The 13,253-nt window shown below is 55.0% G+C and carries 11 protein-coding genes; 5 read left to right on the forward strand and 6 right to left on the reverse strand.

The annotated features are described in order from the left end of the window. Positions 1-153 precede the first annotated feature (153 nt). Together seqA and pgm are read left to right on the forward strand one after the other, a co-directional pair. Positions 154-696, forward strand: coding sequence for a replication initiation negative regulator SeqA (seqA, locus tag WC1_RS17180; RefSeq protein WP_003022848.1), 543 nt, complete (start codon positions 154-156; stop codon positions 694-696). A 24-nt stretch (positions 697-720) separates the two neighbouring features. Then, the gene (pgm, locus tag WC1_RS17175) at positions 721-2,361 is read left to right on the forward strand and encodes a phosphoglucomutase (alpha-D-glucose-1,6-bisphosphate-dependent) (RefSeq protein ID WP_003022854.1); all 1,641 of its coding nucleotides are present in this window, start codon (positions 721-723) and stop codon (positions 2,359-2,361) included. 100 nt (positions 2,362-2,461) lie between these two features. On the opposite strand, the gene kdpE is transcribed toward pgm, so the two are convergent. From kdpE to kdpF, 6 genes are read right to left on the reverse strand one after another with little or no spacing between them, the layout of a single operon-like run. Next, positions 2,462-3,139, reverse strand: a complete 678-nt coding sequence (gene kdpE / locus WC1_RS17170; protein ID WP_003022856.1) for a two-component system response regulator KdpE — start codon at positions 3,137-3,139, stop codon at positions 2,462-2,464. Beyond that, positions 3,136-5,820 carry a two-component system sensor histidine kinase KdpD gene (kdpD, locus tag WC1_RS17165; protein ID WP_016149791.1) on the reverse strand — a complete coding sequence of 895 codons (2,685 nt, stop codon included), beginning with the start codon at positions 5,818-5,820 and terminating at the stop codon, positions 3,136-3,138. Before kdpD ends, kdpE begins: the two co-directional genes overlap by 4 nt. A gap of 10 nt (positions 5,821-5,830) precedes the next feature. Then, positions 5,831-6,397: a potassium-transporting ATPase subunit KdpC gene (kdpC, locus tag WC1_RS17160; RefSeq protein WP_016149792.1), complete on the reverse strand. Its 567-nt coding sequence runs from the start codon at positions 6,395-6,397 to the stop codon at positions 5,831-5,833. An 8-nt stretch (positions 6,398-6,405) separates the two neighbouring features. Further along, entirely contained in the window at positions 6,406-8,454 is a 2,049-nt protein-coding gene (gene kdpB / locus WC1_RS17155) for a potassium-transporting ATPase subunit KdpB (RefSeq protein ID WP_003022864.1), read from the reverse strand. Between the two features lie 20 nt (positions 8,455-8,474). Beyond that, entirely contained in the window at positions 8,475-10,154 is a 1,680-nt protein-coding gene (kdpA, locus tag WC1_RS17150) for a potassium-transporting ATPase subunit KdpA (RefSeq protein ID WP_016149793.1), read from the reverse strand. After that, on the reverse strand, positions 10,154-10,243 hold the full coding sequence (kdpF, locus tag WC1_RS0122625) for a K(+)-transporting ATPase subunit F (RefSeq protein WP_001670793.1): 90 nt from the start codon (positions 10,241-10,243) through the stop codon (positions 10,154-10,156). The genes kdpA and kdpF overlap by 1 nt, the downstream gene beginning before the upstream one ends. A gap of 308 nt (positions 10,244-10,551) precedes the next feature. Between kdpF and WC1_RS17145 the strand changes: the two genes are divergently transcribed. The 3 genes from WC1_RS17145 to phrB all read left to right on the forward strand — a co-directional run bounded on the left by WC1_RS17145 (position 10,552) and on the right by phrB (position 13,240). Next, positions 10,552-10,758, forward strand: a complete 207-nt coding sequence (locus WC1_RS17145) for a YbfA family protein (RefSeq protein ID WP_003022870.1) — start codon at positions 10,552-10,554, stop codon at positions 10,756-10,758. Between the two features lie 89 nt (positions 10,759-10,847). Next, entirely contained in the window at positions 10,848-11,801 is a 954-nt protein-coding gene (locus WC1_RS17140; protein WP_003847351.1) for a YbgA family protein, read from the forward strand. Positions 11,802-11,821: 20 nt separating this feature from the next. Next, entirely contained in the window at positions 11,822-13,240 is a 1,419-nt protein-coding gene (gene phrB / locus WC1_RS17135; RefSeq protein ID WP_016149794.1) for a deoxyribodipyrimidine photo-lyase, read from the forward strand. Positions 13,241-13,253: the final 13 nt, after the last annotated feature.

Genomic DNA, 13,253 nt, shown 5'->3' on the forward strand with positions numbered 1-13,253 from the left:
GTTGACCATTCTGCCACATGGCTGCAACAACTACGGTTACTCTGAGTTTTGCTGGCCACCAGGCTTGACGCTATCCGCTGTTGGGATTTGCCTTTACACTACGTGTGTTTACCCCGACAACTTGTATTCAGCTAAACACTGCACTGGATTAAGATGAAAACGATTGAAGTTGATGATGAACTCTATAGCTATATTGCCAGCCACACCAAGCATATTGGCGAGAGCGCATCCGACATTTTACGGCGTATGTTGAAATTTTCCGCCGCATCACAGCCTGTCACTCCGATAGTCAAAGAAGTCCGCGCTGTGCAACCTGTCGTGGAAGCCAAGCCGGTTAACCCCGTAAAAGATAAAGTGCGCGCGATGCGTGAGCTGCTGCTGTCCGACGAATACGCGGAACAGAAGAAAGCAGTAAATCGCTTTATGCTGGTGCTGTCTACACTCTATTCACTGGATCAAAACGCGTTCGCCGAAGCAACGGAATCGTTGCATGGTCGTACGCGTGTTTATTTTGCAGCTGATGAACAGACGCTGCTGAAAAATGGTAATCAAACCAAACCGAAGCACGTGCCAGGCACGCCGTACTGGGTGATCACCAATACCAATACCGGCCGTAAATGCAGCATGGTTGAACACATCATGCAGTCAATGCAATTCCCTGCGGAATTGATTGAAAAGGTTTGCGGAACAATTTAATCCTTGCATTAGAAGGACCAGGCAATGGCAATCCACAATCGTGCAGGTCAACCTGCGCAACAGAGTGATTTGATTAACGTCGCCCAACTGACGGCACAGTACTATGTACTGAAACCAACGGCAGGGAACGCTGAGCACGCTGTTAAGTTCGGTACGTCCGGACATCGCGGCAGTGCAGGTCGTCATAGTTTTAATGAGCCGCATATTCTGGCTATCGCCCAGGCGATTGCTGAAGAACGTGCGAAAAACGGGATTACTGGCCCGTGCTATGTGGGCAAGGATACCCACGCGCTGTCTGAACCGGCTTTTATCTCTGTACTGGAAGTGCTGGCGGCGAACGGTGTTGACGTCATCGTGCAGGAAAATAACGGCTTTACGCCAACCCCTGCTGTATCGAACGCTATCCTGGTCCACAACAAAAAAGGCGGCCCGCTGGCTGACGGCATTGTGATCACGCCGTCCCACAACCCGCCGGAAGATGGCGGCATTAAATACAACCCGCCAAACGGTGGTCCGGCAGACACCAATGTCACCAAAGTGGTGGAAGACAGAGCCAACGCGCTGCTGGCGGCAGGTCTGCAAGGCGTGAAGCGTATGTCGCTGGACGCTGCGCTGGCATCTGGTCATGTGAAAGAGCAGGATCTGGTTCAGCCGTTTGTTGAAGGACTGGCTGACATCGTAGACATGGCGGCGATCCAGAAAGCGGGTCTGACGCTGGGTGTCGATCCGCTGGGCGGTTCCGGTATCGAATACTGGAAGCGTATTGCTAAGCACTACAACCTGAACCTGACTATCGTTAACGATCACGTTGATCAGACTTTCCGCTTTATGCATCTCGACAAAGATGGCGCAATCCGCATGGACTGCTCCTCCGAGTGTGCGATGGCGGGGCTGCTGGCGCTGCGCGACAAGTTCGATCTGGCCTTTGCCAATGACCCAGACTACGACCGTCACGGTATCGTCACCCCGGCAGGGCTGATGAATCCGAACCACTATCTGGCGGTGGCGATCAACTACCTGTTCCAGCATCGTCCGCAGTGGGGCAAAGATGTTGCCGTCGGTAAGACGCTGGTGTCATCGGCGATGATTGACCGTGTAGTGAATGATTTAGGGCGTAAACTGGTTGAAGTGCCGGTTGGCTTTAAATGGTTTGTTGACGGTCTGTTTGACGGCAGTTTTGGCTTTGGTGGGGAAGAGAGCGCGGGGGCATCTTTCCTGCGTTTCGACGGTACACCGTGGTCAACCGACAAAGACGGCATCATCATGTGCCTGCTGGCGGCAGAAATTACCGCGGTGACCGGTAAGAACCCGCAGGAGCACTACAACGAACTGGCTGCTCGCTTTGGCGCACCGAGCTACAACCGCCTGCAGGCAAGCGCGACCTCCGCGCAGAAAGCGGCGCTGTCTAAGCTGTCTCCGGAAATGGTGAGCGCCAGTACGCTGGCGGGCGACCCGATCACCGCGCGTCTGACGGCTGCACCGGGCAACGGCGCTTCTATCGGCGGTCTGAAAGTGATGACTGACAACGGCTGGTTTGCCGCGCGTCCTTCTGGTACGGAAGACGCTTACAAGATCTACTGCGAAAGCTTCCTCGGTGAAGAACATCGCAAGCAGATCGAAAAAGAAGCGGTTGAGATCGTCAGCGAAGTGCTGAAGAACGCGTAAACCGTAGGCCGGATAAGACGCTAGCGTCGCTATTCGGCATGAATAATGAAAAAGCCGGACAGCAAATACGCTGATCCGGCTTTTTATATTCAACTTAACGTCATGGCATGAACCGATAACCAATCCCGGTTTCGGTCAGAAAATGACGCGGACGTGCCGGGTCCAGTTCCAGTTTCTGGCGCAGGTGTCCCATGTAAATTCGCAGATAGTGGCTGTGTTCGACGGCGTTTGGTCCCCAAACCTGATTGAGCAACTGGCGCTGCGTCAGTACCTTTCCGGCATTATTCAGCAGTACCGCTAGCAGGCGAAACTCAATCGGCGTCAAATGAATCTCTTCATCACCACGATGTACTAGTCGGGCGGCGATATCTACTTTTACGTTGGAAAAATGCACCACCGGCTCGGGAGACGTGCCGCTGGCGTGGCGACGCAATGCCACGCGCAATCGCGCCTGTAGCTCGCCAATACCAAAGGGTTTACTGAGATAGTCATCGGCACCGGCATCCAGGGCGGCAATTTTATCACTTTCTTCGCTGCGGGCTGAAAGCACAATTACCGGTATCGCGCTCCATTGTCGCAGGTCACGAATAAAATCAATGCCGTCACCGTCCGGCAGACCGAGATCGAGAATGATGAGATCGGGTTTTCGCGTGGCGGCTTCCAGCAGACCACGTTGCAGCGTTTCCGCTTCATATACACGCAGACCATCGGCTTCCAGCGCGGTGCGCAGAAAGCGACGGATAGCCTGTTCATCTTCAACAATCAGTACGTTCGTCACATATCCTCATGAAAATCTTCAAGTTCAGGGGGGATTTCCTGGGGCAGTGTAACACGGAAACATGCTCCTCCCTGTGCGCGATTGTGGACGGAAATTGTACCGCCGTGCACGTCCACAATGGCCTGGCAGATTGCCAGCCCCAGCCCAACGCCCGGTACAGATGACTCTTTGTTTCCCCGGGAGAACTTGTCAAAAACTCGTTGCTCCATTCCCGATGGAATGCCAGGGCCATTATCCCAGACGTCCAGTTGCAGATGCTCACCATCGACGCTGGCATCAATACCGATTTGCGCCGCTGGACCTGCGTATTTAACAGCGTTTTCCAGCAGGTTAATCAGCACCCGTTCAAATAGCGGGCCATCGACGTGGATCAGCGTCAACGGCGCGGGTAGCGACAAATTAATAGGAGCAGAGAGTCCTGGCTCCAGCATCTGCAGGGCACTGCCGACCACCTCTTCCAGCGTTAACCACTCTTTCTTAAGATTAAAGCCGCCAGACTGAATTCGCGCCATATCCAGTAGGTTATTAACCAGTCGGGTCGTATTCAGGACGTGCTGGCGAATTTCGCTGGCCTGGCGCGCGTGCGGCGATCCTTCACTTGCCAGATCCAGCGTTAAGATCTCTGCCTGACCAAACAACACCGTCAGCGGTGTGCGTAAATCGTGGGAAAGGGCGGCGAGCAGGGCATTGCGAATGCTTTCACGCTCGCTGGCAAACCGGGCCTGCTCTTCGCTGGCGGTGAGCGTCAGGCGTTCCAGCGCACTGGCGACCAGTAAAGTGAAAGTTTCCAGCAGGCGCTGCTGTTCGGGGATCATCAGCTGGCGTAAATTTCCTGGTTCCACAACCAGCAACCCATGCGTTTTGTCGGCGCTTTTTAACGGTAAAATTTGATATGGCACACCGGGTAAGGTGTCAGTGCCTGCGCCGGCCGGTTGCCCTTTATCAAAGCTCCATTGGGCAATGGCGTCATCCCACGGCGTCATGCCCTGTTGATGAGTGAGAGGGGCCAGCTTACCGTTCTCACCGGGCAGTAAAACCTGGCTGCGGGCCTGGAACGTTGAGGCAATAAACTGTTCGCTGGTGGCGGCGATATCCTGCTGGCTCCGTCCGACGGCCAGCGCTTTCGACATCTCATATAAATGACGCGTACGCTGTTCACGATAACGCGCTACCCGTGCCTGATAACGCACTCCGGCGGTGAGATTACCGATAACCAGCCCTACCGTTAACATCACGGCAAAGGTAAGCAGGTACTGGACGTCGGAAACGGCCAGCGTACCGCGTGGGGCAATAAAGAAGAGATCGAAGCTGGCAACGTTAATAAAGGTTGCCAGCACTGACGGCCAGCGTCCGTAAAAGAGGGCGATAACCACCACACCCAATAAATAGACCATCACCAGGTTGGCGGCGTCAAAGGCCATCAACCACTGCATGGCAATCAACGTAATGATGGCGCACAGCGCGACGGCAACCACGCAACCCTGAATTTGAACCCGCCACTTATCCTTAAAGGTGCGGCTATCTGCAGTTTGCAGCACAGGGCGCGAAGGTGGTTCGTCGAGCGCAACAATCATCAGGTCGAGATCCGGTGCGCGATGGGCCAGTTTGTCAGCAAAGGAATCACTGCGCCACCAGCGTCGCGTGGTCGGACGTCCGAGGACAATTTTTCCCAGATTATGCTCACGGGCGTAGCGGATTACTGCTTTATCTTCAGCGGGATCGGAAAGGGTGGCGGTTTCTGCACCCAGCTCCTGGGCTAATCGCAGGGCGCTTAAAATTGCGCGGCGCTGTTTTTCGGGCAGTCGGTGCAGCGCTGGCGTTTCGACATACACTGCATGCCATACGCTGCCGAGGCGCGCTGCCAGACGCGCGGCGGCACGCACGAGCTTTTCGCTGCCGGTGTTGTGTCCAATACACAGCAATATGGCGTCGCGGGTATGCCAGACTTTCTCCTCTCCCGGACGTCCACGCCAGGCACGCATCTGATCGTCAACCCGATCGGCCGTGCGGCGCAGGGCCAGCTCACGTAGCGCGATCAAGTTACCTTTGCGAAAGAAATGCTCGATGGCTCTTTCCGCCTGACCGGCGATATAGACCTTGCCTTCGTTCAGGCGCTGGCGCAAATCGTCGGGGGGAAGATCGACCAGCACCACATCGTCAGCAGCATCGAAAAAAGGATCGGGGACGGTTTCGCGAACCTGAATGCCGGTGACGCCGCTGACCACATCATTGAGGCTTTCCAGATGCTGCACGTTGACGGTAGTAAAAACGTCAATACCGGCTTCCAGCAGCTCTTCAATATCTTGCCAGCGTTTAGGATGGCGTGAGCCTGGCGCATTACTGTGCGCCAGTTCATCCATCAAAATGAGTGCCGGACGGCGGGCCAGCGCCGCGTCGAGATCGAACTCGCTGATATGACGACCATGGCGCGCCTGTCGCTTTAGCGGCAGAATGCTGAGACCGTCCAGCAGCGCGGCGGTCTCTTTGCGTCCGTGGGTTTCCACCACGCCAATCAGCACATCTAATCCCTGCGCCCTTAGCCGCTGGGCCTCTGCCAGCATGGCCCAGGTTTTACCGACGCCTGCACACGCGCCGAAGAAAATTTTCAGTTTTCCCCGGTGCGGAGCGGTGGTCTGCTCCAGCAGGCGATCGGGGTCGGGGCGTAAGGGTTCGTTATGCATGTCCTTTTTCTCAGTGCTTATCCAGCGCTAAATTAAGTTCTACCAGGTTCACCACCGGTTGGCCGATAAAACTGACCAACGGCTTTTGCGTGTATTGTGCAACCAGGCGTGTGACCTCTTCAACGCTGAGGTTGCGAGCCTGCGCCACGCGGGGGATTTGCCAGGCCACCGCAGCTGGCGTCAGGTTGTTATCCAGCCCGCTGGAAGAAGCCGTTACCAGCTCTACCGGAACGGCAGGATTTGCCTGCGGGTTAGCGGCACGCAGCGCGGCAATCCGGCTTTGCAGCTGTTTATCCAGTTCCAGGTTGCTGGCTGCCAGATTACTGCCGCCTGAAGCCATTGGATTATAGGGCATTTCCGCTGTGGCTGAGGGGCGTCCCTGAAAATAACCGGCAGCGGTAAACTGTTGCCCAATGAGCTCGGAGCCGCGAACAATCTGACCTTCGCGGAGAAGCGAACCGTTAGCCTGGTGGGGAAACCACCATTGCCCCAGCGCAGTGGTCAGCAGCGGGTATGCCCCGCCGGTGATAAGCATCAGGAAAATCAATGTTGATAATGCAGGACGTAATCCACTCATCAGAAACCTCACACCAGACCCAGCAGGGTCAGCAGTAAATCAATTGCTTTGATACCGATAAACGGCACAACCAGACCACCCAGGCCATAGATCCACAAATTGCGGCGCAGCATCGCGGAAGCGGATAACGGTTTGTAACTCACGCCTTTCAGCGCCAGTGGGATCAGAAAGACGATAACCAGTGCGTTAAAGATAACCGCGCTGAGGATCGCCGAGTCCGGCGAATGCAGCCCCATCACGTTCAGCGCATTGAGCTGCGGGTAGGTGGCAGCGAACGCGGCCGGGATAATGGCAAAATACTTCGCTACGTCGTTGGCGATACTGAAGGTGGTCAGCGAACCGCGCGTCATCAGCATCTGTTTACCAATGTGCACCACTTCGATCAGTTTGGTGGGGTTGGAGTCGAGGTCCACCATGTTGCCCGCTTCTTTCGCTGCCTGGGTTCCGGAGTTCATGGCAACTGCCACATCGGCCTGCGCAAGGGCTGGTGCGTCGTTAGTTCCGTCGCCGGTCATCGCCACCAGACGACCTTCCGCCTGATACTGACGAATCAACGCCAGCTTGGCTTCCGGTGTGGCTTCGGCTAAGAAGTCATCCACTCCGGCTTCCGCGGCGATTGCGGCGGCGGTCAGACGGTTGTCACCGGTGATCATCACCGTTTTGATCCCCATTTTACGCAGCTGGGCAAAACGCTCTTTAATCCCGCCTTTTACGATATCTTTCAGGGCAATCACGCCAAGTACGTGGGAGCCTTCAGCAACCACCAGCGGCGTAGCGCCAAGGCGTGCGACGTTTTCGACCTTCTGCTCAACGTCGGCGGGGAAGTGGCCGCCGTTGGCTTCGACGTGACGACGAATAGCATCGACCGACCCTTTGCGGATCATACGGTTGTCGATGTTGATCCCGCTCATCCGACTTTGGGCGGTAAACGGTACAAAGGTGGCGTGCAGCGATTGCACGTCGCGTATACGCAGATTAAAGCGCTGTTTAGCCAGAATCACGATGCTGCGGCCTTCCGGCGTTTCATCGGCCAGGGATGAAAGCTGCGCGGCATCGGCCAGCGTTTTTTCGTCCACGCCGTGGGCGGGCAGAAAATCTGAAGCCTGGCGGTTACCTAGCGTAATGGTGCCGGTTTTATCCAGCAGCAGTACATCCACGTCACCCGCCGCTTCTACTGCACGTCCGCTGGTGGCAATGACGTTCGCACCCAACATGCGGCTCATCCCGGCGACGCCAATCGCGGAGAGCAGCCCGCCTATCGTCGTAGGGATTAAACACACCAGCAGCGCAACCAATACCGTGACGCTGACCGCGCTACCGCCCCAGGCGGAAAACGGCCACAGCGTGGCCGTAGCCAGTAGAAAGACGATGGTCAGGGCTATCAACAGGATCGTCAGGGCAATTTCATTGGGCGTTTTACGCCGCTGTGCACCTTCAACCATGGCGATCATCCGGTCGAGGAACGTTTCACCAGGGTTTACGCTGCATTCGATAACCAACCAGTCGGAGAGGATGCGAGTCCCGCCAGTGACGGAGGCGAAATCACCACCGGATTCACGAATCACCGGCGCGGATTCACCGGTAATGGCGCTTTCATCTACCGACGCGCCGCCTTCGATCACCTCGCCGTCACACGGGATAATATCGCCAGCTTCCACCAGCACGATATCGCCTTTACGTAAATCATCGGCAGGGACGTGATCCATTGCCGCGCCGTATTTCGGCTCGCGAAGCTTGCGGGCAAAGGCGGTTTTTTTGACGCCTTTCAGGCTGTTGGCCTGAGCTTTACTGCGTCCTTCCGCCAGCGCTTCAGCAAAGTTGGCGAACAGAACGGTAATCCACAGCCACAGACTTATCGCACCGGTAAACCAAGGATTACCCGGCATATGGCCTGTTGCCATCGCCACGGTTAACAGGGTCGTTAACAGACTGCCCAACCAGACGATAAACATCACCGGATTACGCCATTGGGTATGTGGGCTTAATTTTTTCACGGCGTCCATCAGCGCCTGTGCGACCAGAGAGGGTTCGAACAGCGCCAGTTGCTTGCGACTCATAGTAATGTGCTCCGCATCACTCAGTGTAATGACAGGTATTCTGCGACCGGGCCAAGCGCCAGGGCAGGAACAAAGGTGAGAGCGCCAACCAGTAACACCGTACCGATCAACAACCCGACAAACAGCGCGCCGTGGGTAGGTAGCGTGCCGGAGCTGGCTGGCTGGATCTTTTTACTGACCAGCGATCCGGCAATCGCCATCACGGGAATGATCACGCCGAAGCGACCGAAGAACATGCATAAGGCCAGCAGGCAGTTCCAGAACGGGCTGTTGGCGCTTAACCCGGCGAAGGCGCTACCGTTGTTGTTCGAGGCGGACGACACGGCATACAGCACTTCGCTAAACCCGTGTGGACCTGGGTTAAGCATGGCGCTGCGGCCAGCTTCGGTCATCATGGCGATCGCTGTGCCGATCAGGACCAGCGCAGGGGTGACCAGAATCGCCAACGCGGTCATTTTCATTTCGCGCACGTCGATTTTCTTACCCAGATACTCTGGTGTGCGGCCAATCATTAACCCGGCGATAAATACCGCCAGCAGCACGAACAGCAGCATGCCGTACAGACCTGAACCCACGCCGCCGAAGACCACTTCACCAATCTGCATTAACCACATCGGCACCATGCCGCCCAGTGCGGTGAAGGAGTCATGCATAGCATCGACAGCGCCGCAAGATGCCGCTGTCGTCACGACGGAAAACAGACTCGTGGCCAGCACGCCAAAGCGGCTCTCTTTGCCTTCCATGTTGATATTGCTGTCTGCACCGAATGCCATCAGGTGCGGGTTGCCCCGAACTTCGGCCCACATCACCACGGCTACGCAGATGACAAAAATCAGCGACATGGCCCACAGCAGGGTCCGTCCCTGGCGACGATCGCCCACCACATCACCAAAGGCAAAACACAGCGCGGTAGGAATTAAGAAAATAGCCAGCATCTGTACCAGATTGGTCAACGCGGTAGGGTTTTCAAACGGATGTGATGAGTTAGCGTTAAAGAAACCGCCCCCGTTAGTGCCAAGCATCTTAATCGCTTCCTGTGAGGCGACGGGCCCCATCGGCAGCAGTTGTTTAACCCCTTCAAGGGTGGTGATGGGCTGATAAGGCAACACGTTTTGCAGCACACCTTGCTGAATGAAGAACAGCGCAATGAGCAATGCAATGGGGAGCAAGATCCACAGCGTAATGCGAATCAGATCGACCCAGGCGTTGCCCAAGGTGTTCATACTCTGGCGCGTGAAGGCGCGGGTCAGGGCAAAAATCACCGCAATCCCGGTTGCCGCTGACAGGAAGTTTTGTACGGTCAGCCCGACCATCTGGCTGAAGTAGCTTAAGGTGGTTTCACCAGCGTAGGATTGCCAGTTGGTATTAGTGACAAAACTTACCGCGGTGTTAAGCGCCAGATCCCACGAAAGCCCTGGCAGTTGCTGGGGATTTAACGGCAGCAGGTTTTGCGCCATCAGCATCGAAAACAGGACCAGCAGGCCCAGTACATTGAGTGCGAGGATCGCCAACAGATACTGCCGCCAGTTCATCTCCTGCTGTGAGATGCCCAGACCACGCCAGAGCAAACTCTCCACGCCAGTCAGGCCCGGCAGGGACGTATTATTGATCAGCCGAGCCAGCCCAAAGCCCAGCGGTCTGGCGATGACAAACAGCACCAGCAAGAAACTGGCAATGAGTAAAAATCCTTGGGCCGCCATCAGAACGCCTCCGCATTAATCAGGGCATACACCAAATAACCTAATAATAAAAAGACCAGCACAATGCCGGTTATCACGCCTGCACTCACGGTGCACCTCCAGTGGCATAAATGTGATAACCAGAGCGTAGATTTTTGCTTGCAAAGATTTCGCAAAAATCAGTGGGTGGGGTGTAAAAAAAGTATAAAAATGGCAAAGACCATTATTTAACTAATGATTAGTATTAATTTAACTTTTATGTAACTTAATTACAGTTTTTAGCTAAACGGAGCATCAATAGATAAAAATAAGTGGTCGGATGAGTAGCAAAATTACACACAAGGCGGTATTATTTTCATCAGTTAACCAAGTTTATTTTTCCGGTGCGATTCACCGAACAGATATATGGGAGAGGATTATGGACTTTTATAAAGAATATCCAGCACACATTGTTTTCTTGCGCCGTACCTTTGCCGTTGTGGCGGGCGTGCTGGCGCTGCCGGTCATGTTGTTCTGGAAAGACCGCGCCCGTTTTTACAGCTACCTGCACCGCGTCTGGTCTAAAACCAGTGATAAACCGGTGTGGATGGAGCAGGCTGAAAAAGCCACCTGCGATTTCTACTGATAGCTAATAAATCCCCAAAAGCCGCTGATATCAGCGGCTTTTTTGTTCATGATAGCTACACTTATCTCAGGAATGAGAAAGGAGCGATCATGAGCGAGAAAATCCCTGTTGGTATCAGTGCCTGTCTGTTGGGGGAGGCGGTTCGCTATGATGGTGGGCACAAGCGGCTGGCCTTTGCTGTGGAAGAACTGTCGCCGTGGGTCGCTTTCGAACCCGTATGCCCTGAAATGGGTATCGGGTTACCGGTCCCGAGACCTGCGCTGCATCTGGTCAAAGAGGGCGAGGCTGTCTCCCTGCGTTTTAGTGATAAGCGCGAGGGTGATTTGACAGACGTAATGACGGCTTTTAGTCAGCGACAAAGCGATCGTCTGGAGCATTTGTGTGGCTATATTGTCTGTGCAAAATCGCCTAGTTGCGGTATGGAACGGGTGCGGGTCTACGACGCGGAAGGCAAAAACAACCGTAAAGCGGGACGAGGGATCTTTACGTCTGTGCTGATGTCGACGTTACCCTGGCTTCCCGTGGAAGAGGACGGGCGTTTGCACGACCCGCAGATTCGGGAAAATTTTGTTGAGCGCATTTATGCCTTGCACGAGCTCAACGGTATCCGTCAGCAAGGGTTAACGCGCGGAGCACTAATCGATTATCACAGCCGTTACAAGCTATTACTGTTGGCCCATTCCCAGCCGGACTATCGCGAACTCGGGCGTTTTGTCGCGGCGATCGGCGAATGGCAAGATTTGCAGGCTTATTTTGTTGAGTATCGCTTAAGGCTGATGAGTTTGCTGGCGCATCTTCCCTCCCGGCGCAACCATACCAACGTGCTGATGCATGTCCAGGGCTATTTCCGTACGCAATTAAATTCTCGTCAGCGGCAGGAGCTGGCCTCTCTCATTGACGGGTATCGACGTTCGACTCAACCGCTGCTTGCGCCAATAACATTACTCAAACACTATATGGCGGAATATCCGGATGCTTATCTCTCCGGGCAGCGCTATTTCAATCCCTGGCCAGAGGCTCTGCGTTTGCGCTACGGGCGTTAAGTTTTTTCTTCAGGAGTGTTATGACCACCCATTTGGTCTGGTTTCGGCGTGATTTACGCCTGCACGACAACCTCGCGCTGGCGGCGGCTTGTCGGGATCGTTCTGCGCAGGTGCTGGCGTTATATATCGCTACCCCCGAGCAGTGGAAGGCCCACGATATGGCCCCGCGCCAGGCGGCATTTACCTGCGCGCAGTTGAATGCGTTACAAACAGCGCTGGCAGAAAAAGGCATCCCTTTACTGTTTTACGAAGTGGCTGATTTTGCGGCCAGCGTGGACACCATCAAAAGTGTCTGCCTGCAGCATGACGTCGGTCGATTATTTTATAACTATCAATATGAAATAAACGAACGCCAGCGTGATGCTGCCGTCGAAAAGTCCTTACCTCAGGTGGTGTGCGAAGGGTTTGACGACAGCGTGATCCTGCCCCCGGGGGCGGTGATGACCGGCAATCATGAGATGTATAAAGTGTTCACGCCGTTTAAAAATGCCTGGCTGAAGCGGATTAAAGACGGTATTCCAGAATGCGTTAGCGCGCCGAAAATGAGGGACAGCGGCGCTCTTGACGCACCGTTAACATCAATCACGCTGAGCTACCCGCAGCAAGATTTTGATGCGCAGTGGTTTTCGGCAGATGAAAAGTTGGCCATCGCGCAATTACGTCAGTTTTGCCAGCAGGCGGCGGGAGAATACGAGCAGCAGCGTGATTTTCCAGCGATTGACGGGACCAGTCGATTATCCGCGAGCCTGGCGACAGGAGGACTATCACCGCGCCAGTGCCTGAATCGACTGCTCGCGGAGCAGCCGCAGGCGCTTGAGGGCGGCAGGGGTAGCGTCTGGCTGAACGAGCTTATCTGGCGTGAATTTTATCGTCATCTGATGACTTACCATCCGGCGCTGTGTCGGTATCAACCCTTTATCCGCTGGACCGATCGCGTGCAATGGCAGAATAATCCGACGCATTTGCAGGCCTGGAAAACGGGTAGTACGGGTTACCCTATTGTGGATGCGGCGATGCGTCAGCTCAACGCCACGGGCTGGATGCATAATCGATTACGCATGATTACCGCCAGTTTTTTGGTGAAGGACCTGCTGATTGACTGGCGTAAAGGCGAACAATATTTCATGTCGCAACTGATTGATGGTGACCTCGCGGCCAATAACGGCGGCTGGCAGTGGGCAGCCTCAACCGGAACCGACGCCGCACCGTATTTCCGTATCTTTAACCCCACGACGCAGGGCGAAAAATTCGACCGTGACGGTGAGTTTATCCGCCAGTGGGTGCCGGAACTGCGCGACGTGCCGGATAAAGCCATTCATGACCCGTGGTCGTGGGCAGAAAAAGCGCAGGTAACACTAAGTTATCCTCGCCCGATTGTGGATCATAAACAGGCTAGGCTGGCGACGCTGTCGGCATATGAGGCGGCGCGTAAAGGGTAAAGGCATGGTGGAT

This window comes from Citrobacter sp. KTE30 (assembly GCF_000398825.1).
GTDB classification, from domain to species: Bacteria; Pseudomonadota; Gammaproteobacteria; order Enterobacterales; family Enterobacteriaceae; genus Citrobacter; species Citrobacter freundii.

Coding starts and splice junctions, on each gene's coding strand:
- seqA (WP_003022848.1), top strand. CDS start 154: ATGAAAACGATTGAAGTTGATGATGAACTCTATAGCTATATTGCCAGC.
- pgm (WP_003022854.1), top strand. CDS start 721: ATGGCAATCCACAATCGTGCAGGTCAACCTGCGCAACAGAGTGATTTG.
- kdpD (WP_016149791.1), bottom strand. CDS start 5,820: ATGCATAACGAACCCTTACGCCCCGACCCCGATCGCCTGCTGGAGCAG.
- kdpC (WP_016149792.1), bottom strand. CDS start 6,397: ATGAGTGGATTACGTCCTGCATTATCAACATTGATTTTCCTGATGCTT.
- kdpB (WP_003022864.1), bottom strand. CDS start 8,454: ATGAGTCGCAAGCAACTGGCGCTGTTCGAACCCTCTCTGGTCGCACAG.
- kdpA (WP_016149793.1), bottom strand. CDS start 10,154: ATGGCGGCCCAAGGATTTTTACTCATTGCCAGTTTCTTGCTGGTGCTG.
- WC1_RS17145 (WP_003022870.1), top strand. CDS start 10,552: ATGGACTTTTATAAAGAATATCCAGCACACATTGTTTTCTTGCGCCGT.
- WC1_RS17140 (WP_003847351.1), top strand. CDS start 10,848: ATGAGCGAGAAAATCCCTGTTGGTATCAGTGCCTGTCTGTTGGGGGAG.
- phrB (WP_016149794.1), top strand. CDS start 11,822: ATGACCACCCATTTGGTCTGGTTTCGGCGTGATTTACGCCTGCACGAC.